Source organism: Mesoplasma tabanidae (assembly GCF_002804025.1).
In the GTDB taxonomy this organism is placed as follows: domain Bacteria; phylum Bacillota_I; class Bacilli_A; order Mycoplasmatales; family Mycoplasmataceae; genus Mesoplasma; species Mesoplasma tabanidae.
Map to the genome: position 1 here is coordinate 693466 of NZ_CP024969.1, position 24752 is coordinate 718217.

Sequence of the window (24752 nt, forward strand, 5' to 3'; positions counted from 1 at the left end):
TTTTTTCCTATTTATTAACTTGATTTAGTTTTATTAACTTTAGTAATTCATCATCTTTTTTCAAATCTCTATGTATTTGAATTAAAGTTCTAGTAACTAAAATGAAAAGTAATTCAATTTCTAATGCTATGTTATATTTTGACTTAGGATCTGTAAAAGAATGTTCAAGATTATTTCTTAACTTTCTTATATAATGAAATGATACAGATTTGTTCAACGTTTTTAAATATTCTGCAAATGCTAATTTTCTAACTGTTGTTTTAAATAAAGGCATCGAAACAGAATCAAAGTCTTTAGTAAATATAAAACTATTTTTTACATTAACTTCTTTTAAATTGTATTTATCAACAAAGAATACGTTAATGAACATTAGCTTATCAAATATTGAATATAAATATTTGTACATTACTAATTGATCATGAAATTCTAATTCATTTATTCCAAAGCGTTCATTAACACTGTCATAGCATTTATTTTTTGATGACTTATTAATATAATAATTAACTATCATTTTTATTTCAGAATATATATAAAAATCAAAGAAATAATTTTTAATTGTCATTAGTGAAAGTAAAGTTTTTAAAAGATATAAAAATTCATGCGTTTCTTTAGTTGAAACAACTTTTTTATTTGGTTTTATATCAATGTCAAGAATTCTATTATTTTTAATAAGATTAATATTTAGTCGGTGAGAAATAGTTGAGTCTTTTAAAATAATATCATCAATCATATTAGCTATAAAAAATAAAATATCATCTGCTTCAGATTGCTTAATTCTTTTATTTTTAACAATCTTAATTAATTGCTTTATTTTTTCAGAATATTGATTAAGTTTTAATTCGTTCATAAAATTTCTCCCTTCTTTTTATTTAGCCATTATTGCAAATACATTTGCATGTCATTTATAGATTCTAATGAAAATATCATTTTGCTCTTTAAAAAAATCTTTAATCATTTCACCAGTTATTTTATTTTTTAATTGTTCATTGTTTTTGATTAAGTTTTCATTTGAAAATATTTCTATTTGTTTTTTAATTCATTTAGTAAGGTTTAAAGCATGCTCTTTTTCTTCTATAGATAATGTTTTATTGTTAAATTTAATTTCATATTCATCTTTAATATTAGAATTTAGGTTTTGATAATTAATAACTTCTCTAAACATTGTTTCTTTCATAGTTTCTTTAAATTTTTCTTCAAAGTCATTTATTTCATTTTGTTCTATAAACAACATTCCAAATAAATCAGATTGTTTAACAAACTCATGTCCATTGTATGTTGCAATCTTCTTGACAATAATTTCAAATTTTAATAAAAGATTAGTACTAATTTTAAAACTATATTTAGTTTCAAAGTATTTAATAAAATCGCGAAACACTTTATTATTTAGTTCTTCATTAATTTTAATATCTTTTAGTTTTTCTAAAGTATTAATCATGTTTCCCCCTTACTCAATTATTATTCTTGAGTTTATTTTTTTCTCTACTGATTGTTTTTCATATTCTGAAAAAATATGTTTAATATTTGCATAATCAACAAACTCAGCAATTATTTGATCAATTCATATTACTGTTAAAAATAAATAAATACTATTAATAAAAAATAATGAAGCTGCTGTTATTCTAATAACTTTTTTTAAGCTGTTTTCAAAAGCTATAATATTATCAATATTAATTTCAGCTATTATTGCTTGTACTGATTGATATGTAAACAGTCCCGTTTTTGTATAAACAATAGAATTAAAAATAAGTATAACTGAAAATTGACCAATTAATAAAGCAGAAGCAACAAACCCTGTCACAGGTATTCCTCTTGATGCTCTATAGTTTCACATAATTGCAAATGCAAATCACATGTAAAATAAAACAAAATAAGAAGACCCAAAAATTAAATTAGAGATAACTATTCATATTGAACTAATTACAAACGTTGAAATTAATAATGTTATTCCCGAAATAACAATTAGTCCATAAATTAAGTTTTTAACACCAATTTTAGGCAATAAAACTTTATATAAGAAATATCCTAATGCAAATTGACCAAATAAAAATATAGCTTGATATTTTCTATCTAATGTTTCAAGTCATTCAATATTATCATTACTTATTTTTGAATTTGCTATAAAATACATTCTAAATATTGGAGATTGCACAAATCCATAAATGAGACCTAATATCAAAGTTAAAATAATTAGTTTGATTAAGGTTGATTTAGAATACTTTGCTAATTCTTCTTTTAAGACTAATTTAAACTCACCTATTTTATTTTTATTTTCTATGCCATTTCTAAAACTTATCAATAATGAAATTATTAAAAATATAATGATTAACATATTCAGCCAAACTAATTTATTTGTAGCAAAATTGTTAACATTTAGAATTCAATTACCTACAAAAGATGCAAATGTTATTACAAAACCTAATGCAAATGAAACTTTAAGTACAAACAATCTATTATATTTTTGTTCATTTAAATATAAAAAATATAGACTTTGTGATGAAATACTAATTCCTAAAATAACCGCTTGTAAAATAATAATAATTTTAAATAGTGCACCATCACTTGAAGGAATTAATAAAAGCATACTAGCAAGAAGTGAAGCTAAAATTGAAGTTCTTATTCAAATATTTCTATTTCTTATTTTTCCTGTAAACCAAGTAGCTAATGGTTTAAGTAAAATTGCAAATAACATTGAACTACTAAATAATAATAAAACTACAGTTGTTGCAGGTGGTGTCTTATCAAAAAGATCAGTTAGTATATTTGAGTTTTCTTGAATTAAGATTGCATTTACAGTTCAGACAATTAATGTTTGAATATAAAATCAAAATAGTCTTTTTTCAACTTTTTGTTTTTTGTAAATATAATATAAAAATAAAAAACCAAAAATAATAACTGAAGGAGCAACAATAATTAAATCTCAATTGTTCATATTACATTGTTTCTAATGCACTAACACCAATAACTTTAAATGCATTTTTTAGTACTTGTAAAACTGCTACAACTAATCCTAATCTTGCTTCACTTGTCGGTAAGTCTTTTTCATCAATAATTTTTGTATCTGCATAGTATGAATGAAATTGCTTACAAATTGTTTGAATATATTCACAAATTAATTGTGGTGCTCTATTTTTAGCAGCCATTTGAATTACTTGATTAAAATTGTCTAATGTTAATAACAAATCAATTTCTTTTTTATTTGACAATAAATTATTTTTTTCTAAATTCGCTTTTATATTTTTTTGCTCTGCCTGATTCAAAATTGAATGACATCTTGCAGTTGCATATTGTGCATAATAGACTGGATTAGTTGCATTTTTTTGTTGAACTAAATCTAAGTCTAAGTCCATATGTGAACTACTTGATTTAGATGCTAACATATATCTCAGTGCATCTTTACCAACCATTTCCATAATATCAACCAATCAAACTGCAGTGCCTTTTCTCTTACTCATTTTGTATTCTTTGCCATCTTTAATTAATCTTACCATTTGAACCATTTCGATTTCTAAGATATCTGGATTATGCCCTAATAATTGAAGACCTGCTCTCATTCTTGGAATATAACCATGGTGATCTCCACCTCAAATATTAATTAGAATATCTGCTTTAGTTCTATCAATTCTAATGTTATGAGTTGCTAAGTCTGGAACAATATAAGTTAATGAACCGTCTTTTTTAATTAAAACACGATCTTTGTCATCACCAAATTGAGTAGTTTTTAATCATAAAGCTCCATCAGTCTCATAAGTCGCATTTTTTTCTTTATATTCTTGTAAAAGTTTTTCAATTTGATTTGTGTCATACATTTCTTGTTCACTTGAGTAATGATCAATGACAACGCCAAAATCTTTTAACTGATTTTTAATTTCTGCTAAGAAATATTCAGTAGCTTCTTTTCTAAAAATTTGATGAACTTTAGAATCAGAAATTATAGTTTCAGTAAAACTTAGACTTTTAAATTTATCACCATGTTTTTCAATCATAGTCTTAGCTAAATCATCATAGAAAGTTCCACCATATGTATTAGCTGGTTTTTCTGCTTCAATGCCTAATGCTCAAAGGTAGTGAACAAAAACAGTTACAGCCAAAATATTAATTTGATTTCCTGCATCATTTGTATAATACTCTGTTTGCACTTCATAACCATCAAATTTTAAAACTTCTTTTAACACAGAACCTGTAACTGCATTTCTTGCATGCCCCACATGTAAAAAACCAGTTGGGTTTGCTGAAACATATTCAATATTTATTATTTTATTTTTATTTCCATTTTTCCCGTATGCCTCTTTTAAGGTTGAAATATTTTTAATTGTTGTTGAAAGTAATTCAGTTTTTAATTTAATGTTAATAAAACCGGGACCTGCTATTTCAATTTGATCATAGTATTCTTTTTTTATTAATTCTTGCTTAATAGAATCAGCTAATTGTATTGGATTTTGTTTTAATTCTTTTGCGCTCATTAATGCAATAGTTGTAGAAAAATGACTGTCAATATTGTTCTTATTAATTTCAACAACTGGTTCTTTTACTATGCCCAATTTTTTAGCTACTTCTTTTAAATCTTTTTTAACTATATTAATTATGTTATCCATTTTTATTCCACCTTCTAAGGAAAAAACATTTGTTGAACAAATGTTTTAATTCTATATTGCCATTAATTCTTTTTCTTTTTCTTTTGATATGTCATCTAATTTTTTAATATTTAAATCTGTTAATTTTTGAATATCATTTTCAATTCCTTTAACAACATCTTCACTAATTGATTTGTCTTTTTTAGCTGTATCGATATAGTCTCTACGAATGTTTCTAATGCGAACTTTAAAGTTCTCTAATTCTTTATTCATTTTTTTAACCAAGTCTTTTCTTATTTCTTCAGTTAATGCAGGAATGTTAATTCTAACAACTTCAGCATCTGAAATAGGATTTAAATTTAAATCTGACTTATTAATTGCTGCAACAACTTCTTGAATCAAACTTTTGTCTCAAGGTTTAATTACCAATTGTTGAGGTTCAGGTGTTGTTATTTGAGCAGTTTGATTAACTGGTGTTGGAGTTCCATAGTAGTTAACCATAATTTTGTCTAACATTGTTGCACTTGCTCTACCTGTTCTAATTGTTTTAATGTGATCTTGTCAAGCAACAACTGTATCCTTCATTTGTTGCTCTGCTAATAATAAAATTTCATCCATATTTTTTTCTCCTATTCTTCTATAATTGTTGATTCTAAAGAACCTTCCATAACTTTAATAATGTTATTTGGCCCTTGCATGTCAAATACTTCAATTGGAAGTTTTGCATCTTTTGCCAATGTTGCGGCTGTTAAGTCCATTACTCTTAATTGCTTATCAGCTATTTCACGATGAGTTAATTTTTCATAAAATTTTGCATTAGGATTTAAGTTAGGGTCTGAGTCATAAACTCCCTTAACCCCATTTTTTGCCATTAATACTGCATCAGCATCAATTTCGATTGCACGAATTACCGAATTAGTATCTGTTGTAAAGTAAGCAAAACCAGTACCACCAACAAAAATTGATATATATCCTTCATTCATTTTTAGCCTTGCTCTTTTGAAATTGTAATCATCTGTCACTGTTTCAATTGGTAGAGAAGAGTAAACATTAACTTTATCATATCCTAAACGTTTGATTGTTGATTCTAATGCCAAACCATTCATAACAGTTGCTAACATTCCCATGTAGTCTGCGTTAATTTGTGGCATATCAATATCAACACCAAGTTTACCTCTTCAGATATTTCCTCCACCAATAACAATTCCTAATTTTAATCCATTTTTTGCTAATTCAACAATTTGTTTAGCAATATCTTCTAACTTTTCTTTGTTATAAATTTCTTTTTCATTTTTTAAAGCTTCGCCACTTAATTTTAATAAAACTGTACTATATTTATATTTCATTTAAAAATACCTCATTCATCTTATTTATTATACCCAAAATAGATAATAAAAAAAGTATTCATAATTGAATACTTAGTAATATCTTAAGACTAACAATCATTTTTTTGCTGATTGCTAAAAAATAATAAATATGATATTAAAATTATAATTAAAGCTTCTAATGATAAAGAAAGTCAGTTTAATAAAACTCATGTGTTATATAGTGAATTCATAGAAAGTATAGTATAAATAAATAATGAAACCGAAGCTACTAACAAAATAAATATAATTAAAAAATTAATTTTTATTTTTGCTTGCTTATTTTTTAATATTTTTTTAATGTTATAAATTGATATATAAAACCCAATACATGCTATAAATAAAGCACTAATTATTTGAATAATCTCTATTGCTGAATATCTCATAATTAACTACCTAATCTTCCATAATTTTTATAAAAAGAATTACTATTTTGTGTAAAATTAGCAAATTTGTAACCTTGACTTTGTAAAGTTTCTAAGAACTCTGGCAATCAAACTTTTGCGTATCCTCTTGTGTGAGCTACTAATATTTTTCCATTTGACAAATGAGAGTAATATTGATTTAATATTTTGTCTTTTCCAGTTTCTTCTTCCAAATAGTCAGTTCCTAGGTATCCTCTAACTCAATAAGGGTTTTTTACTTTTCTTTGAACATAGCCTAATCCCCTATAGTATTGTAAGTAAGGCATCCTAATGGGTATATCTTTAGATTCTATTGTTTGCCCATTTTGTTCATACACATATTTAATTAAATCATTTACATCATTTAATTCTTTAACTAACTGCGTTTGATTATTTATATACTTATTATGATAATATGAATGATTTCCTAATGAGTGACCATCTTTTATCATTCTATCAACAACCTTTTTAATTCCAGGATCTGTATCATATTTTTCTAAATTAACTCCCGTCATAAAAAACGTTGCTTTAACATCATATTGATCCAAAATATTCATTATCTCCCAATCATCAGTTGCTGATGGGCCATCATCAAATGTTAACATTAACACTTTTTCTTTAGTTATAATTTTCCCTACTTCTCTATTGCTTTTATAAGATGAGATACTGAAAATAAATCCAACCAACATTATTAAAACAATTGATATTTTTACTGATTTTTTCATATTTATGTCCTTTTTAAAAAAAGCACTCATAAGAATGCTTTAAACTATTTATTTCTAATTGTTTTATTATGGTATGCTAATGCATCTTCATTATCAACTTTAATACCTGTGATTTTTTCATCAAAAAATGAAGCATCAACCATTTTTGTACTAAATTTAACTTTTTTAGTAACTCTTTTGCCTTGTTTGTAAAAGACAAAAATATTTGGTGTTCTAGTATCTTCAATAATTTTAACAATATTTTTATTATCAATTTTTTCTCCAATTAAATTAATTGAATCTTTTGTTAATGCAACCCCAAAGTATGGGATAAAAAAGAATAAAGCAATTACTGAAGCAGCAATAAAAATCATCCCAATAACTGTTGTTACTATTGTACCTATATTTAAACTTGAAGCATCTGGTTTATAAATTATAGCTGTTATAATTCCCATTATTTCGCTTATTGAAATTAATGAAATTGTTATAGCTGGTATAACTAAACCATATTTTTTTGACTTAGTATCTAGTTTTCTAAACTGATAGTAATAAAATGCAAGTGTTAATAATAATAGCAATGAAATACCTATTAACACAATACTCATAATTAAAAATCTTGAACTCATAGTTAGTTACCTAGTTGAGCAGCTACTTCACTTGCAAAGTCAGTAACTACTTTTTCAATTCCTTCCCCAACTTCATATCTAATCATGTCAATTAAAGTTACTTTTTTAGATTCCAAGAATTGTCCTACTTTGAAACTTTCATCAACAACATATTGTTGGTCTACTAAACTAATTTCTGATAAACGTTTTGATAATTTTCCTTTTAAAATATTTTCTAAAACATTTTCAGGTTTTCCTTGTAATTTTGGATCTTCTTTAGCCTCAGCTTTAATGATGTTAAATTCTGATTCTTTAAATTCAGCAGGTATTTCTTCCATGCTTTTGTATTGCGGACTCATTGCAGCTACATGCATAGCTAGGTTGTATGCGTCAGATGCATCTATAACACCTTTAAAGTTTAATGCAACTGAAACTCTTTTATTCGCATGGTTATATAAAGTAGTTGTATTTCCAGCTTCTTTTGCAATTAAAGTAAATCTTCTTAATTGAATTTTTTCTCCAATTGTTGCTGTCGCGCTTACTAATACTTGTTCGATTGTTTCACCTGAATTTGTTTTTAATGCTAATCCTTCTTCTAAAGTTTTTGCATCAGATGCTAATAATACATTAGCAATTTCATCAATTAAATTGATAAATTTTTCGTTTTGAGCAACGAAGTCAGTTTCTGAGTTAACTTCAAGAATAACAACTTTATTGTCGCTTTCTTTAGCTAAAGCTACACCTTCAGCAGCTACACGGTCTGATTTTTTAGCAGCTTTTGCTAATCCGTTTTCTCTTAATCAAACGATAGCATCATCAATGTTTCCATCAGTTGCTTCTAAAGCTTTTTTACAGTCCATCATACCAGCTTGTGTAATTTCTCTTAATTCTTTAATTAATTGTGCGTTTACAGCCATATATGTTTTCTCCTTTTAGTTTTATTTTTTAGTTATTTGTTCTTTCAGGTCTATTTCAACTTCTGTTGTTTGAGTAGTTGTTTTCGCCTTCTGTTCTTTCACGTTTAACAACAACTGTTTTTAAAACTGAAGGTGCTAATTTCAAGTTAGCCCCATCAGCGAATGCATCAACTAAAGCATTGATCATAATGTTTACTGATTCTTGTAAATCATCATTTGCAGGAATTGGTAAAGTTACGATGTCTGGATCAACGTTTGTATCACATAATCCAATAACTGGAATATTTAATTTAATTGCTTCTTTAACAGCAATTTCATCTGATTTAGGATCTACAACAACTAATGCAGCAGGTAATTTACGCATTTGTTTAATTCCACCTAATGATTTTTCTAAGTTAGTTTTTTCTTTTAAAATTAAAATTTGTTCTTTTTTAGTTCTTAAAGCTAATTGTCCATTTTTTTCTGATTCTTCAATTTCTCATAAAGCTTTAATTCTTTTTACAATTGTTTTAAAGTTTGTTAAAGTTCCACCTAATCATCTTTGGTTAACATAATAGTTTCCTGATCTTAATGCAGCTTCTTTAACAGCTAATTTAGCTGAACGTCTTGTTCCTACGAATAAAACTTTTTCACCTTTAGCTCCAATTGATTGAACTAATTTTTCAGCTTGTCTCAATTGAATTAAAGTTTTTTCTAAATCAATTACATGGTTTTTTGATTTTGACCCATAAATAAATGGTGCCATTTTTGGATTTCATCTTTTTGTTTGGTGACCGTATTGAACACCAGCAGCAGATAATTCATCTCTTGTTACTTCTTTGTATGCCATTTTTGTACTCCTTCTTATTTTGTATTTGTTAGGCTTCCAAGTGATTCGAACACTACCACCCTTTTTACTAATTTGGGCACTGGGTAAATGAATTCTCACTTGTGATTGAATATCTATAATTTTGTTAAATAATCAACTTTTAAAATTATAGCAAAAAAAGCCACTTTTTGAAAGGGCTTCATTTTAATATTTTTAACGCTACTTCTTAGATTTACCTTTAATTGAAGTTTTTTCATTTGATTTCAAAGTATAAACTTTGGGAGTAGTTTTGTACTTATACCTTTTTTCAAAATAACTTTCACTATTTATTACTTCATTATTTTCTTCAATTTGATCATACAATGATTTAATTATTTGTTCATTTTGATTTGATTCTTCCTCTGCATTTATACCAGCATCAATGAATCTTGCAATTTTAAGTTTACTACTATTTTTTTGAATAATTTGCTTAACAACTGGTAAATTAACAATAATGTTTAATCCAATTTTAGGTCTAAATATTAAAGGCAAAATAATACAAATAGGTAAACTTGTTATCCCTGTTATTACTAGTACACTAACAATTGTTGGAATTGATATTGGGTTTACAACAACTTTAATTTTATTATCTACAATTTTACTAGTTATATTAATTAATGCAAACTGACTTAATCCATAGTTAATAAATAAAGAAGTTGAAATAATAGGTACTAATAAAAATATAAAATTAGGTATAACATTTTTTAATGATGAGTTGTATGTAATATGTGTTCATGTAAACGACCACAAGAAAAAATATGCTAGCATCATAAAAATAAGTTTAATAATATACAAGTATCTAATCATGTAAGGAATTCAATTGTCTTTAGTTCCTGAATTGAATGCAAAGAAATATAAAAGAACCAAAGTTAATCCAGCTGTGATTAAATATCAAATTGCAATTAAATTTAATCATTTTGTTGTTCTTTTCTCAATTCCTTTTGCCTGAACTAAAACATATTGACCTTGTACTATAATTATTGCGCTTGTTGATAAACCAAACAAAATCGAAAATTCTTGGCCTGAAAAAATATATTCTAAAGCTTGTGCTTGATAAATGGCACTAGCCTCAGTTCCATCGAAGTCTTTTGCTATAACGCTTCCAAATAAACCAGTAGTTACAAACGGAGTTAATATAGAAATCATAACAAAACTAAAAGCTGCAACAATGTATGTATAAAGCTCATAGTTTGTATATGTTTTTCATTCTATTCGTCCTTCTTTTAAAATTTGTGAAATAAAATACTCTCTAAATGAAACAATGAAATTTAACATTATTATTCTTATATTAATACCAACAATCATATAAATTGATAGCATAGATGTTGTTTTAAGCCCTGATGCTCCCAAAACAACTAAAAGAATAATAATGTCTGAATTCATTAAAATATTAATTCCCAATGATGAGAAAAATAATTTTGATGATTTTCTGACTAAGTTATGATCATTAAAGTCTGAATAAAATTTAATTCATGGATATTTTCTTTTTACATAAACCATTATCATGAATCCACGAATAAAAGGATAAACAGTAATTGGTAAGAATACTAATACTGGACTAATGTGAATTCCTTTAAAGTTAATTCAGCTTAAAAGAGAAATAATTAGCATATAAACTAATACATCTGTAAAAAGAATAATAGCTCTTCTTAAATAATTCTGTTTATCTGCTTCAAGCACATTTTCATAAATACCAAAAATAGATGAACTTACAACTTGTTTAAATCCAAAAAAGAAACAAACAAAACCTAGTTCTCATAAGTGAATTGTAATTGGTTCAATCCCTGGTTTGATTATTGGTCCAGTTATAATAGTTGTAATTTGATCACCTTGTAAAAAATGAGGAGCTAAAGCAATTTCAAGAGGATATAAAATCGAAATTAAAGTAACAAACAGTAAACCTCTTCATAGCTTATTACGATATTTTCTTTTTGCGGTTGAAAATGATTCATTAGCTGTAATTCAATCTTTTTCCATAATTGGTTTTGCCATTAAAATAACTGTTGTTATACCAAGCGCACCTTCACAAGTTCCACCAATTATAGCAACGGACATAGAAATTCTTACAAACCCATTGAACTCAGTACCATAGGCACTCAAAATTCAATAAATCATAAGAATTTGAATAATAGTATTAGTTAAAGAAATTGCAACTCCTACTAATGCACTTCATACACTAGTTCTTGCAGACGTCTTTATAACAACATTATCTGTAGCTGTAGCTTCCAGTTGCATTTCTCCACCTCCTATTCTTATCAGGTTGGTTCTATTTCTATAATTTTACCATTTAGATTTTCCAATTTTCCTTCAAAACCGTTGAAGACTAATTTATTAGCAAATAGGAAAATCATTTTATTATTATTAATGATTGTTCCAGAATATCTTGAATCATTAATGATTGATGCTCCATAGTATTCAAGAGTCGCTCTAATTTGGTGTTTTCTACCCGTTAAAATTTGTACCTCTAACTCAGTTTGTTCATTTGTCACATCTAAACTAACAACGTTAAATATTGTTGATGCTTCTTTAAAATCAGATCTAAATTCTTCGCTAAAAACTGATTTTTGAATAGTTGGGTCATATTTTATTCAACCATTAGCTACTAATCTTTCAGTAACCGGCACATCGATTCTACATCTATAATATTTTTCAATTTTATCTTTATCTTGAATTGCCTCAACCATAATATCATGAGTTTGTTTATTTTTAGCGTACATTATAAGACCTGATGTTAATTTATCAAGTCTATGAATATGACTAATTACATATGAATTTTCTTCACTTGGATTATATTGTTTAGTATCAAATAAATAATTCTTAACAATATCATCCATGCTTGTTTTAACTGGTGAATGAACTTCAACATTGTATGGTTTTTTAACTATTAATAAATTTGAATCTTCGTAAATAACATCAATATCATATTTTGATAATTTTTTAAAATCATCTCTTAGCACTGGTTTGTTATTATCATAAACTACTATTTCATCATTAGTTTTAATTAAGTAATCTTTATCTTTAATCCTTTTTTCATTGATTTTGATATCACCCTTTCTAAGTCATTTGTAGATAACTGAAAGTGGTGTTGTTTTGTAGTTCTTTTTTAAGAACTTAAATAATGTTTGGTTATCATCATTTTGATTTGCTATAAATTTATTCATTAGTTTCTCCCTGCGATCATTAAAATAAATGTAATAAGGTTTGATCCTAAATGAACTAATCATGAATAGGTTACGTTACCTTCTGTGTAAATAAAAGTTGCTGACAAGATAATTCCTGGTATTAAATAAATATAAATGTTTTGCACATCTCCCATACCAACATGGACCATTGCAAATGCTAGTGATGAAACTATCATTGCAAATCATTTATTTCCAGTTCCTGTAAATATTGAATCCCTAAATGCTAGCTCTTCAACTATTGGTGCTACTATCACACTAAAAATAAATAATAAAATTGAATAAAATATTTTTACTGTTATTGAAGAGTTTTTATAAATTTCTTCTAAAGCTGATTGATTAGATGTTTCCACTTCAATGAAACTCAAACCAAAAGATGCTCCAAACAAAATTATTGTCATAAAAAGAACAACAACTAAAACTTTTTTTCATTCTTTTTTTAAAGTTCAGAAAATTCTGTCTTTTAAAAAAGGCACTTTAATAAACAATATTATTCCAACAACTATTTCTGCAATTATTTGTAATGACATCAACACGAATTGAGTAGCTACTAAATTTGATTTGCTATTTCAGCCTGATAAGGCTAAAAATAGTGAACCCAAAATAATAACAAATAAAAACGGTAAAACTATAAAAGCATATATTCCAAAAGCATTTGTTCTTGTAAAAAGTTCATTATCTCTTTTATATAAAACAAAGCACCCAATAGCTGAACAAATAATTTGAACTGAAACAAATACAAGATTTATAATACTTTGAGTGTCTTCAACTGAGCTTGTATTTACTGTAAATTTTAAAATTATAAGAACTATTAATGGCACAAATAGTACTGATGTTGCAAATATTATTCCATCAATTAAAGGATTAAAAACATTAAATTTAAACTTTATTTCTTGTGGTAAATCATCTTGAAATTTTAATTTAGTAATTGATGACTTCATTAAATGTTTGTATTTATTTATTGATAATTTCATGTTTCTCCTTTTGTTTATTGTCTAATTAATTAAAACATATAAAAAAATTGCTTATAGCAATTTTAATTAATTTTTTATTAACCTTCAATTAATGCTGCTGAAACCATTGCTTCTTTGATTCCTGCAACTGCTGCATCAGCATCTGATCCCTCAGCAATAATAGTAACCTCATCGCCATTTTTAATTTGCATTGATAAGATGTTCATAATTGATCTTAAGTTTCCTGTTTTTGACCCTGAAACTATTTTAACGTCTGATTCAAATTTAGAAGCTGCTGAAATAATTGCAGTTGCTGGTCTTGCATGTAATCCAATTTTATCAGTAATAACTGCTGTAAATTGTGCCATTTAATTTTCCTCCTGTATTTTTTAATACTATATAATTATAACAATAAGTTAACTTTTTTATCAATTCTTAATTAATTAATTTTTCTTTGATATAGTTGCATCGCTAACTGAAATAGGCATAATTCCATAACTTGAACTAAAAGCTACTTTCATTGTTTGACCATTTATCTCAATTACTACTCCATCTCCAAAAATCATGTGTTCTATAATATCATTTTTTTCATATCCTACCGAAACCTTATTTTGTGTATTCAGATTAGGTGAACCTAAGTGACTAATATTTGCAAATGGATTAGAGCTTTTTTGATATTTTCCTTCAAAATGATACAAGTCTTGATCAAATTCTTTTATAAATTTTGATGGAGCTAATTCTGATTGGGAAATAAATGAAAATTCGCCTTTAATATATGTAATAAATACTTTTTCTTCAGCACGTGTAATAGCAACATATAATGCTCTTCGTTCTTCTTCAATTTCTTTAGCTGAATTTGCAGATAGTCTTCCGGGAAAAACATCTTGGTTTAGTCCAACAACAAAAACAATTTTATTTTCTAACCCTTTAGCTGCATGTACTGTTAATAATGTAACTTTTTGTGCTTCAATATCATCAGCATCAGAGTTTAATAAAGCTTCTTCTTGTAAATAAGAAACAATTTTTTCTGTTGCTTCTTCTTCAGAGTTTTCAACTTGATAAGACTTATCAAAATTTTCTAGTTGATCATATAATGATTCAATATAACTTATATCTTCTTTTTTTTCAGTATCTTTTAATTTTTGCATATAACCTGATTCAACAAGCATATATTGTAATGTAACTCTAATGTTTTTGTTTTCATTATAAACATCAACTGATTTTGCAAGTACATTTCTAATAGTTGTTAAATGTTTTGAAATTTGATTAATATGTAACTCATCTTCATTAACAATTAAATCATAAAGAGATACTTTCATATCTTGTGCTTTTTCTTTTAATTTTTTAATTGTAACATCTCCAACTTTTGGTATGCTTTTTAAAACCCTTTCAACGGCTTGTTCATCTTTTGCAGCTAAAGTTCTTAAAAAAGCGTTAGCTTCTTTAATAACCTTTCTGTCTTTAAAACGTATACCACCAATTAATTGAAAAGGTATTTTATTATTTTGAAATTCTTTTTCAAATTCCTGTGATCATGCATTAAGTCTATATAATATGAATATATCTTTGTACTCATAACCATTTTGAATTAATTCTTTAATTTTTAAAGTTACATATCTTGCTTCATCATTTCTTGATTCACATTCTTTAACAATTGGTAAATCTCCTGATACATTATTTGTAAAAATGTCTTTTGCTTCTCTATTTTTATTGTTATTAATAAAATCATTTGCTAGATCTAATATTTTTTGAGTTGATCTATAGTTTTGATTAAGTGTAATACTTACACCATTTAAAAAAGCTTTCGTAAAGTTTAAAATAATATCCACTTTCGCTCCACGTCATGAATATATAGTTTGGTCAGGATCTCCAACAACAGTTAAATTATTTTTATCTCTTGTTAAAAATTTTATTAAGTCAAATTGTAAGTCATTTGTATCTTGAAACTCGTCAACCATTACATAATCATATCTGTTTCTTCATTTTTCAAGAGCATCTGAATGCTCATTAAATAATTTAAAAACTAATACTTGCAAATCATTAAAATCAATTGAATTTATTGTTTTTAAATAATCTTCATATTTTTGATATAAAGTTGCAATTGCTCTTTCAATACCACTATAGCAGTCTTCCATTGCTTCTAATGGTGATATTAAATCATTTTTTCAATTACCAATTCTGTATATTATTTTTTTCTCTGTATATTTTTTTAACTCTGTCAAATGACTAAAATGTTCGTTTATTAAATTTCTAATAATTGCTACTTGATCACCTTGATCAATAATTAAGAAATTTTTATTTAATCCAATTAATTCAAAATCTTCTCTTAAAACTCTTGAGCATCAAGCATGAAAAGTTGAAATATGTGGATTGCTTGTTAAATCAGGAATTATTTTATTAACTCTATCCCTCATTTCTCTTGCTGCTTTATTTGTAAATGTGACAGCCAATATTTTATAGGGAGCCATTTTAAGTTCTCCAATTAAATATGCAATTTTTGTAGTAATAACCTTGGTTTTACCTGAACCTGCTCCAGCAACTATTCTTAATGGTTTATCTGTAATTGTTACAGCTGCCAATTGTTGTTCATTTAATTGCAATAATAAATTATTCATGGCTTTCTCCTTTTTCTTTTTGCTCAATTTGTTTTCGGTTTTTCTTTTCCAATTTTAAATTTTCAGTTAAATTCGGTTTATCAACATGTATAGAACTATAAAATTCTTTTTCATCAGAATTACCTATTTCATTTAAAATTACACTATCAAATTTACCTGGTGTTTCTTTTAAAACTGATTTACCAGATATATTTGAATATCTTTTTAATTTTTTTGTTTTTTCTAAAACAACAATCACTTTATTTTTCATATCAGCTGATGATTGATGATTTTTTTGAAGTTTAATTGATAAAGCTATTGCTATATTTCAAATTAAAAAAATTCAATAATTTACTTGATATACAATATATCCTAAATCAAGAAAAATACTTGTTTTTGTTTTGTCATATTTCATCATTAAAAAAAGAAATAAAATATTACCTAAATATAATAAGCACCATGGCAATAAAATAAATCACAATTCACGTTGAAAAAGATCTTTAAATTTTAGTTTTTCATTAATTTTCAATTTTACTAGCTTTATTCTAAAAATAATTTTTCCTACTGTTTTTCCCTTTAAAAAATAGGGTAATAAAACAAAGTAGGAAAAATTTCATATTAAAGCTGCTGAAAAAATTATAAATAAGAAAACTCAATTACCATCTTTAGCTTGATCCTTAAAAATAAACCCTAAAATCAAAAATAATAAAGAACTGATAATCAAATCTGTTATCCTTGCAAAAAATACTCTTCATAAACTTGGTAAATAAAATTGATTTTCTTTTAATGCATTTTCTTGTACTTGAGATAACTCAAAGCTTTCATCAACAGTTTTAGTAACTTCTAACATTATTAACTATCCTACTTTTTTAAGTTGTTCATTAATAAAGCCGTTAAAATTTTCCATTCTAATTGTAAAGTCAGGATTTGCATTTTCTAAAAAAATTACATTTTGAGATGTGAATTCCTTAACTTTTCTATCAAGTTTGGTGTTAACAAATAAAATTGATTTTTTATTTATACCTGCGTTTTTAATTCTTTTTGATAAATTTAAGAAATTATACGCCATACAATAGTTAGCTGCAAAATTTAGTTCATCTTTAAACTCTTTATATGTACCAATTCTTCTATAATAATTTAAAACATGCGGTCATTGATTAACAATATCAAAAATTGAATATTTTGGAACAGAAACTTTATGTTTGAATAAAACATCTCCAGATAAATAAAAATTTCTTGAGTGAGCTAATGACATAAATAAAAATAACATATCAAATCTAACATTTTTTTTGAAAGTAATTCTAAAATCTTTAATAAACTTGCTTCTAAATAATTTACCATATATTTCTTGTGTTATATATGCAAAAACCTCTTTATTTTCTTGCAAATCATATAACCTATTTGTTTCTAATAAAGGTTGTGTTTCACCTTCAAATAAATTTGACTGCTCGTATTGAACTTCAATTAAATCTACTTTGTTTTTGCTTGATTCAATAATGTTTTGAACTGATTGTACATAGTTCTCATTGATTAAATCTCCTTCTTTTAAAAATGAAACATATTCACCACGAGCTAACTCAATTCCATTATTTCAGTTCAAAGATTCACCTTGACCTTTAGAATTAAAAATTAGCATAATTTTATCATTTTCAATAAATTGATCTCTAACAAAATCTATAGCTTCCTTTTCTGTATTTGGTTCATCAACTATTATGATTAATTCGTATGAATCATTAGTTTGTTTTTTTAATGTATTAATTGTTTTAAATAATTTTTCTTCTCTAGCTTGACTAGAAATAATAAATGAAACTAACATTTTCTCACCTCTCTTGAATATAACTATATATATTTTACACTAAAAGGTATTTTTTGTCATTTATTAATTTAAGTACTTATGGAGCGTCACATTAATTTTTTTAAAATAAATTTAATATATAATATTATAAAAGTAAAAATACATAAATTTTAAATTTGAAAGGAATAATATGAGCATTAAAAATTATTTACTACAATCTGAAATACCAACAAATAAATGACTTACTAAAGATGACAATAAAAATATTATTAGATCTGTCTCACCAAAAGTATTAGACGTTAATAATTTAACAAGCGAAGAAGAATTAACAATGAAAAAGTTAATTGATTTTGTTGTAGTAAGCCAAGATGAAGCATACAACTATGAGGGCAAAGAAGAATATTTAAGACCTGCTGTTGGATTAGCTGCCCCACAAATTGGAATCAATAAAGACATGTTTTATGTAAGATTTAATTTACCTGATAACAAAATTGAAGAGTACGCAATGATAAATACTGAATACATTGCAAAGTCATCTAGACTAGCTGCCTTGGAAGAAGGCGAAGGATGCTTAAGTGTTGATGAAGATAAACATGGAATTGTTCCAAGATCATGAATTATATCTGTCAAAGGATTTGATTGATTGAAAAAAGAATGAGTTGAATTAAAATTAAAAGACTATCGTTCTATTGTTTTTCAACATGAAATGGATCACAATATTGGGAATTTATATTATGACCACATAAACATTGATGAACCTGAGTTTATTGGTGATGATTGAGTTATTCTTTAATTTATGATAATATCAATTTAATAAAAAACAAAATACATATTTGAATGTTAAATCATTATATTTTAATTAATAATCAGAGCAATTTTAATAGTTAAAACATAAGTTATGTTTATGTATGTTTATTTTATATAAATGGAGGAAAAAATGGAAAAGGAAAAAATAACTTCTACAAATCAAATTATTGAAAAAGAGGATTTTGAACCTTTTGTTTTTAAACAAAAAGAAGTTCAAAGAAAATACATTAAAACTGAATCTCCAACTAAAGTTTTTGCTTTAGGTGGACTTGAAGAAATTGGTAAAAACACTTATTGTATAGAGCATGAAAATGAAATTATCATGATAGATGCTGGAGTTAAGTTTCCAGATGATTCAATGCTTGGAATTAACGCTGTTATTCCTGATTACTCATATTTAAAGGAAAATGAATCAAAAATTAAAGCATTATTTATTACTCATGGTCATGAAGACCATATAGGTGGAATACATTATTTAGTTAAACAAGTTAATATACCTGTTATTTATGCGCCTGAGTTAGCTGCTGCTTTAATTAGAGACAGATTAAAAGAACACAAATTGACAGATAAAACAATTGTTAAAGAATACGTTGCTGATGATATCTGAGCAACTAAAAATTTAAGAGTTAGTTATGCTGCATTAAACCACTCTATTCCTGATGCTTTTGGGATTTTAGTGGAAACTCCAAATGGAAATATTTTTTCAACAGGAGATTATAAATTTGACTGATCACCTTTAGGTCATTTTGCTGAATTAAGTAAATTAGCAAGTATGGGTGATAAAGGAATTGAACTTTTAATGTCAGACTCAACTAACGCTGAAGTTGAAGGTTATACGCCTGGTGAAAAAGGAATTATTGAAAACATTGATAAACTTTTCTTAAAAGCTAAAGGTAGAATTTTTATTACAACTTTTGCTTCTAATGTTCACCGTATTCAACAAATTGTTGAGCTAGCTAATAAATACGATAAGAAAGTTGTTATTTTAGGTAGATCAATTGAAAGAATTATCAAAATTATTCGTCAAATGGGGCATTTAAAAATTAATGACAAAATGTTTATTAAGGCTAATGACATAGAAAAACACCCAGCAAACAAGATAATGATTATTTCAACAGGTAGTCAAGGTGAACCAATGGCTGCACTTTCAAGAATTGCTACAAATAGACATCAATCTATTTCAATTATTCCTGGAGATACTGTTATTTTCTCATCATCACCAATTCCTGGTAACAGAGCTGATGTTGAAATTTTAATTAATCGCTTAACAAGAATAGGTGCTAATGTTATTGAATCTTCACCAAGCAATAGAATTCATACTTCTGGTCATGCTAGTCAAGAAGAGCAAAAATTATTGTTTACATTATTAAGACCTAACTATTTCATGCCAATGCATGGTGAATTTAGAATGCTAAAAAAACATATTGAAACTGCTGAATCAGTTAACCTGAAACAAGGTAATGGATTTGTAATGGCTAATGGTGATCAATTAGAATTATTACAAGGTAATGCTCAAATTGGAAAACGTGTAGATGCTGATGCTATTTATGTAGACGGTAAAGATATGACTGCACATGCTTCAAATATAATTAGAGAACGCGACATATTAAGTAAAGATGGTTTAATATCAGTTGTTGTTTCAATTGATTCTCAAACTAATAAATTATTATGTGCACCTAGAATTATTTCACGTGGAAGTTTTTATGTAAAAGATTCAGGAAATGTTATTAGTGAAGCTATCACAATTGTTACTGAGGCTATAAATGAAGTATTGAATTCTTCAAAGCCGACTTTTGGAGCAATTAAAAAAGCAATTAAACAATCACTTTCGCCTTATATTTTCAAAACTAAACGTAGAAATCCGCTAATTATTCCAGTTATATTAAACAAAAAATAAAAGAACGATTTAAGCGTTCTTTTTTTAATATTTTCATTTTCGCAAAAAAAGAATATAATTATTTTAACCATGAAAGGAGATTATAATTATGGCTATAAATAGAAATTATGGGCGAAGCTATATTCCAAGAGGATTTATAAAGTTTGCTCAAATATTAGGAACAGCTGTAACTGCTCTTATATTAGTAATGACAATTTACTTTTTTTCAAGCAGTGAATTCTTAGGATCAAATGACCCAAGTACTGTTACAATGAGTTCTTTAATAATTGGTATAGAAATTTATTTCTTATGAAAATCAATTTATTCAGCTTATGTAATAATTAGTTATTTAAATTCTGCGTCTGATGAAGAAGTAATTGCTAATAGATACATACTTGCAGTATTAAGCGTTGGAGTAGGAGGAATCGTTACACCTTTTATCTTAACTTCAATGCCAAATATTGAAACTCAATCATCATTGAATCCAAGAGCTTTCTTAGCAAAGCACTTAGGTTTAACAATGCTAATAGGGTTTACTTTATTCTTAGTATCATTCATTTCAATATCATTGGGTTCAGGGATTACATTTAACCAACTAATTGATACAACTACTAGTTATGGTTTAATGGGATTTTTATCTATAACATTATCAATTGTTGGATTTTTAATTGGTGTATTAGGATTTGGATTATTTTCAAGAAGTAATGCTTCAGATTTAATGAAAGAAAAAAACTTGCAAGGTTATCTAATGCAAGTTGTTGGTGTAATTTTTACAATTATTGCTACTTTAGAATTAGTATTCTTAATTATAATGGCAATATTTAGATTAATAGGTGTAATCTTCCAATCATTTAGCTACATGAATCGCTATGATGGATTCTTCAAAGTATTTGCAATATTCTTAGCATTCTCAAGAATAGGTCTTGAAATTTGATATGTTACATGAGTTGTTTCAATGTACTCAAAAATTATTTCTGGTCTTTGATCAAAAGAACAAGTTATTAGAATTAATAACTTTGAAAAAGTTGATGAAGCAAGAGTTCAACAACAAAACGCATAAAAAACGGACTTTGTAATCCGTTTTTTTCTTCAAATATAATCTAATAAATTAGCTTATTTACCACAACCACAAATTCCAAATTTACTTTTAATTCTTTAGTTCAACACTATCATCAAGATATTTGCTTCTTTCTTCTTTTATTGACTTAGCAACATTCTGTCCCCTTTTATTGTCATTAAAATTGTATATCCTTGGTTTACTTTACTATTAATTTCTTATATACTAATTTTATTCATATTAAAAGCCTCAAATACTTTATTTAATATTTTTCATTATTTTAATTCTTTTTTTGCTTTTTTAAGAGCTGCATCATAAATTAGTTTTGCATCTTCATCAATAAAGTCATTGGCATGTTGACCATCTTTAACAAATGACAATGCGTAAACATACCCAATAATGAAAGATAAAATACTTAAACACAGTAGAATACCAGCAATTACAAGTTGAGTAATTCCTTTGGATTTTTTTGCTAAATCAACAACAAGAATTTCTTTACCATTTTCTCATTTGTAACTTTCATAATCAACAACATTAATGATTCCTGGAATAAATAAAATAGATGCTATTATCATACATATTAATGCTACTATTATTCATGGTCATAATTTCTTATTGATTATTTTGTGACATCCCATGTGACTTGTATATATTCTTCCACCAGTTGTTACAAAACCAAAATTTGAATTATTAGGTGTGTATACAGTTCCACTTGAAACTTGACCACTTCTACTTAGCTGATATGGTTTTATCGATAGCTTACAATAATTACAATTTTTCATCTTATCTCCTTTTACTTTATTATATTTTACAACTTTAATATATATTTTTTATATAATAAGAATATAACATTTTCGGGGCAAGGTGTAATTCCTTACCGATGGTAATAGTCCATGAACCTTAACAGGTTGATTCAGTGAAATTCTGAAACCGACGGTATAGTCCGGATGGTAGAAAATGTCAGCTAAGGTTAAACAATTTTTGTTTACATTTTTTGCTGTCCGTCCCGCTTCTTTAGTAAGCGGTTTTTTTATTTCTAAGGGGTATACTATGAACAAAAAATATAAACTGTGAAATTATAAATATGATTTTGCTGAAATAAATTTCAAAAATTGAAAAGAAGTTTTTAGAGACACATTTAGACTTAACACAAGAAAAGTTGCTCTTTTATCAATGTTATTTACATTAGAAATATTAATGACTATAATATCAAAAGTTGTAATGGGAATAGCCATTCCAATGATAGCCGGAGTTTATACTATTGAAATATCTTTTTTTATAATATTAGTAATCTATTTATGTTCTAATTACATATATGCCTCAATTTTGTCTATTGGTGCTATTTGATTTAGACTATTATTAGGTAGTGAACCTATTGGATTACTTTCAATGATGATTTCTGATATGACATTTTTAACTTTATTTGCGATAATTTTTTTTATTCTTAAAAAATTAATTCTTTTAAAAACGGAGTTTAAAAATCAAATAAAGATATTTATTTTTTTAGTTTGTTTAGCTGGACTAGTTTCAATGGTCGGATCAGGGTTTATTTCAATGATATGTAATGACAAATTTATTTTCAATATGTATTATCTTTCAAATGATGGCAGTGGTTATTGAGAAATGCTTTTATGAGTTGGTTTTGGAGTCACATTGGCAAAATATATAATTAATATAATACTGTTTATTTCAACAATAAAAATATTATTTATTTTAATTAAACAATCAAGAGCATAAAAAAGCAGACACTTAAGTCTGTCTTTTTTATTAAAATGAAAAAATTATTTATTTTGGATAGCAGCTATCCCAGGTAATTCTTTACCTTCCATGTATTCTAATGAAGCTCCACCACCTGTAGAAATTCATGAAAATTCATCTTTAAATCCTAACTTTATTGCTGCAGCTGCTGAGTCTCCTCCACCAATTAAAGTGAATCCTCCATCAGCTTTACGTTTAGCAGCAGCTTCACAAACAGCAACTGTACCAGCTTTAAAATTTTCAAATTCACTAACTCCCATTGGTCCATTTCAAACAACAGTTTTCGCATTTGCTAATACTTTTTCATACATTTCAATAGTTTTAGGTCCTATGTCTAATCCCATCATTCCTGTTGGAACATTTTCACCACATAATGTTGGAGTAACATCAGCGTATTCAGGAGCACATAAGCTATCAACAGGTAACATTATTTTTCCATTAGCTTTTTCTAAATATTCCTTAGCTAATTCAACTTTATCAGCTTCTAATAATGAGTTACCAATTTCTAGCCCCATTGCTTTGTGGAATGTATAAGTCATACCTCCACCAATTAAAATTTTGTCAACTTTAGTCAATAAATTGTCAATAACACCGATTTTATCAGAAACTTTTGCTCCTCCTAAAATTGCAACAAAAGGTCTTTCAGGTGCATCAATTCCTTTTCCTAACATTTCAATTTCATTTTGTACTAAGAAACCTAATGCTGATTCAGAAATGTTTGAAGCAATACCAACGTTTGAAGCATGGGCACGGTGTGCTGTACCAAATGCATCATTGATAAATACATCTCCTAGACTTGCCCAGTATTTTCCTAGTTCTGGATTATTTTTTGATTCTGCTTTAACTACTTCACCATTTTTAACATCTTCAAAACGAGTATTTTCAAATAATAAAACTTGTCTCTCATTTAGAGCATTAATTGCTGATTCTAATTCAGCTCCTCTTGTTTGGTTAACAAAAACTACTGATTGTCCCAAAACTTCTTCTAATCTTTTTGCTACTGGAGCTAATGATTTAGTTATTTTATCATCTTCACTTTTAATTCTTGATAAGTGAGAAAATAAGATAACTTTTGCATCATTTGCAATTAAGTATTTAATTGTTGGCAATGCTGCTTGAATACGATTGTCATCAGTAATAACTCCATCTTTTAATGGAACATTAAAGTCAACACGAACTAAAACTTTTTTTCCTTTTACATTAATATCTTTTAATGTTTTTTTCAAATTGTAATTCATTCTATTCTCCTCTTTTTTCTTTACATTATATATTTTAACTCTTTTATATTAATTATTAAATTAATAACAAAAAAAATACCCTT

Annotated in this window: 24 protein-coding genes and 1 riboswitch; of the genes, 4 read left to right on the forward strand and 20 right to left on the reverse strand. The window is 26.4% G+C overall.

The genetic code is table 4. The features are described from left to right. Positions 1-7: 7 nt before the first annotated feature. The 18 genes from MTABA_RS03155 to MTABA_RS03240 form a co-directional block, all read right to left on the reverse strand. Positions 8-847 carry a hypothetical protein gene (locus MTABA_RS03155; protein ID WP_100679717.1) on the reverse strand — a complete coding sequence of 280 codons (840 nt, stop codon included), beginning with the start codon at positions 845-847 and terminating at the stop codon, positions 8-10. Positions 848-865: 18 nt separating this feature from the next. Next, positions 866-1435, reverse strand: a complete 570-nt coding sequence (locus tag MTABA_RS03160) for a hypothetical protein (protein ID WP_100679718.1) — start codon at positions 1433-1435, stop codon at positions 866-868. 9 nt (positions 1436-1444) lie between these two features. Next, a complete protein-coding gene (locus MTABA_RS03165; RefSeq protein WP_100679719.1) occupies positions 1445-2929 on the reverse strand; it encodes an MFS cation transporter in 1485 nt (494 codons plus the stop codon). A gap of 1 nt (position 2930) precedes the next feature. Beyond that, positions 2931-4592, reverse strand: a complete 1662-nt coding sequence (argS, locus tag MTABA_RS03170) for an arginine--tRNA ligase (RefSeq protein WP_100679720.1) — start codon at positions 4590-4592, stop codon at positions 2931-2933. A gap of 51 nt (positions 4593-4643) precedes the next feature. Next, positions 4644-5189, reverse strand: coding sequence for a ribosome recycling factor (gene frr / locus MTABA_RS03175; RefSeq protein ID WP_100679721.1), 546 nt, complete (start codon positions 5187-5189; stop codon positions 4644-4646). Positions 5190-5200: 11 nt separating this feature from the next. Then, positions 5201-5917 carry a UMP kinase gene (gene pyrH / locus MTABA_RS03180; protein ID WP_100679722.1) on the reverse strand — a complete coding sequence of 239 codons (717 nt, stop codon included), beginning with the start codon at positions 5915-5917 and terminating at the stop codon, positions 5201-5203. Between the two features lie 89 nt (positions 5918-6006). Next, positions 6007-6321 carry a hypothetical protein gene (locus tag MTABA_RS03185; RefSeq protein WP_100679723.1) on the reverse strand — a complete coding sequence of 105 codons (315 nt, stop codon included), beginning with the start codon at positions 6319-6321 and terminating at the stop codon, positions 6007-6009. A 2-nt stretch (positions 6322-6323) separates the two neighbouring features. Further along, the gene (locus tag MTABA_RS03190) at positions 6324-7064 is read right to left on the reverse strand and encodes a polysaccharide deacetylase family protein (protein ID WP_100679724.1); all 741 of its coding nucleotides are present in this window, start codon (positions 7062-7064) and stop codon (positions 6324-6326) included. 44 nt (positions 7065-7108) lie between these two features. Further along, on the reverse strand, positions 7109-7669 hold the full coding sequence (locus MTABA_RS03195; RefSeq protein WP_100679725.1) for a hypothetical protein: 561 nt from the start codon (positions 7667-7669) through the stop codon (positions 7109-7111). Between the two features lie 2 nt (positions 7670-7671). After that, the gene (gene tsf / locus MTABA_RS03200; protein WP_100679726.1) at positions 7672-8565 is read right to left on the reverse strand and encodes a translation elongation factor Ts; all 894 of its coding nucleotides are present in this window, start codon (positions 8563-8565) and stop codon (positions 7672-7674) included. A 28-nt stretch (positions 8566-8593) separates the two neighbouring features. After that, positions 8594-9394, reverse strand: coding sequence for a 30S ribosomal protein S2 (gene rpsB / locus MTABA_RS03205; RefSeq protein WP_100679727.1), 801 nt, complete (start codon positions 9392-9394; stop codon positions 8594-8596). Between the two features lie 198 nt (positions 9395-9592). Beyond that, positions 9593-11647: a hypothetical protein gene (locus MTABA_RS03210; RefSeq protein ID WP_100679728.1), complete on the reverse strand. Its 2055-nt coding sequence runs from the start codon at positions 11645-11647 to the stop codon at positions 9593-9595. A gap of 17 nt (positions 11648-11664) precedes the next feature. After that, positions 11665-12573, reverse strand: coding sequence for a pseudouridine synthase (locus MTABA_RS03215; protein WP_167373337.1), 909 nt, complete (start codon positions 12571-12573; stop codon positions 11665-11667). Then, complete coding sequence (locus MTABA_RS03220; RefSeq protein WP_100679730.1) at positions 12573-13565, reverse strand: CPBP family intramembrane glutamic endopeptidase; 993 nt, start codon at positions 13563-13565, stop codon at positions 12573-12575. The genes MTABA_RS03215 and MTABA_RS03220 overlap by 1 nt, the downstream gene beginning before the upstream one ends. A gap of 77 nt (positions 13566-13642) precedes the next feature. After that, positions 13643-13912 (reverse strand): HPr family phosphocarrier protein, encoded by a 270-nt coding sequence (locus tag MTABA_RS03225; protein WP_100679731.1) that lies wholly within the window; start codon positions 13910-13912, stop codon positions 13643-13645. Between the two features lie 75 nt (positions 13913-13987). Beyond that, on the reverse strand, positions 13988-16159 hold the full coding sequence (locus MTABA_RS03230) for an ATP-dependent helicase (protein WP_100679732.1): 2172 nt from the start codon (positions 16157-16159) through the stop codon (positions 13988-13990). Then, on the reverse strand, positions 16152-16988 hold the full coding sequence (locus MTABA_RS03235; RefSeq protein WP_100679733.1) for an RDD family protein: 837 nt from the start codon (positions 16986-16988) through the stop codon (positions 16152-16154). Before MTABA_RS03235 ends, MTABA_RS03230 begins: the two co-directional genes overlap by 8 nt. Before the next feature lie 6 nt (positions 16989-16994). Continuing rightward, complete coding sequence (locus MTABA_RS03240; RefSeq protein ID WP_100679734.1) at positions 16995-17954, reverse strand: glycosyltransferase; 960 nt, start codon at positions 17952-17954, stop codon at positions 16995-16997. A 169-nt stretch (positions 17955-18123) separates the two neighbouring features. On the opposite strand from MTABA_RS03240, the gene def reads away from it, so the two are divergent. From def to MTABA_RS03255, 3 genes are all read left to right on the forward strand, one after another. Beyond that, entirely contained in the window at positions 18124-18726 is a 603-nt protein-coding gene (def, locus tag MTABA_RS03245) for a peptide deformylase (protein WP_100679735.1), read from the forward strand. Positions 18727-18870: 144 nt separating this feature from the next. Continuing rightward, complete coding sequence (locus MTABA_RS03250) at positions 18871-20637, forward strand: ribonuclease J (RefSeq protein WP_100679736.1); 1767 nt, start codon at positions 18871-18873, stop codon at positions 20635-20637. An 88-nt stretch (positions 20638-20725) separates the two neighbouring features. Beyond that, positions 20726-21676 (forward strand): hypothetical protein, encoded by a 951-nt coding sequence (locus tag MTABA_RS03255; RefSeq protein ID WP_100679737.1) that lies wholly within the window; start codon positions 20726-20728, stop codon positions 21674-21676. A 272-nt stretch (positions 21677-21948) separates the two neighbouring features. Here MTABA_RS03255 and MTABA_RS03260 read toward each other — a convergent pair whose 3' ends face one another. Continuing rightward, positions 21949-22455 carry a hypothetical protein gene (locus MTABA_RS03260; protein ID WP_100679738.1) on the reverse strand — a complete coding sequence of 169 codons (507 nt, stop codon included), beginning with the start codon at positions 22453-22455 and terminating at the stop codon, positions 21949-21951. Between the two features lie 64 nt (positions 22456-22519). Then, a riboswitch (FMN riboswitch) is annotated at positions 22520-22636 on the forward strand. An 87-nt stretch (positions 22637-22723) separates the two neighbouring features. Between MTABA_RS03260 and MTABA_RS03265 the strand changes: the two genes are divergently transcribed. After that, the gene (locus MTABA_RS03265) at positions 22724-23410 is read left to right on the forward strand and encodes an ECF transporter S component (RefSeq protein WP_100679739.1); all 687 of its coding nucleotides are present in this window, start codon (positions 22724-22726) and stop codon (positions 23408-23410) included. A 44-nt stretch (positions 23411-23454) separates the two neighbouring features. Here the strand turns inward: MTABA_RS03265 and MTABA_RS03270 are convergent, their stop codons facing one another. After that, the gene (locus tag MTABA_RS03270; RefSeq protein WP_100679740.1) at positions 23455-24669 is read right to left on the reverse strand and encodes a phosphoglycerate kinase; all 1215 of its coding nucleotides are present in this window, start codon (positions 24667-24669) and stop codon (positions 23455-23457) included. Between the last annotated feature and the right edge of the window lie 83 nt (positions 24670-24752).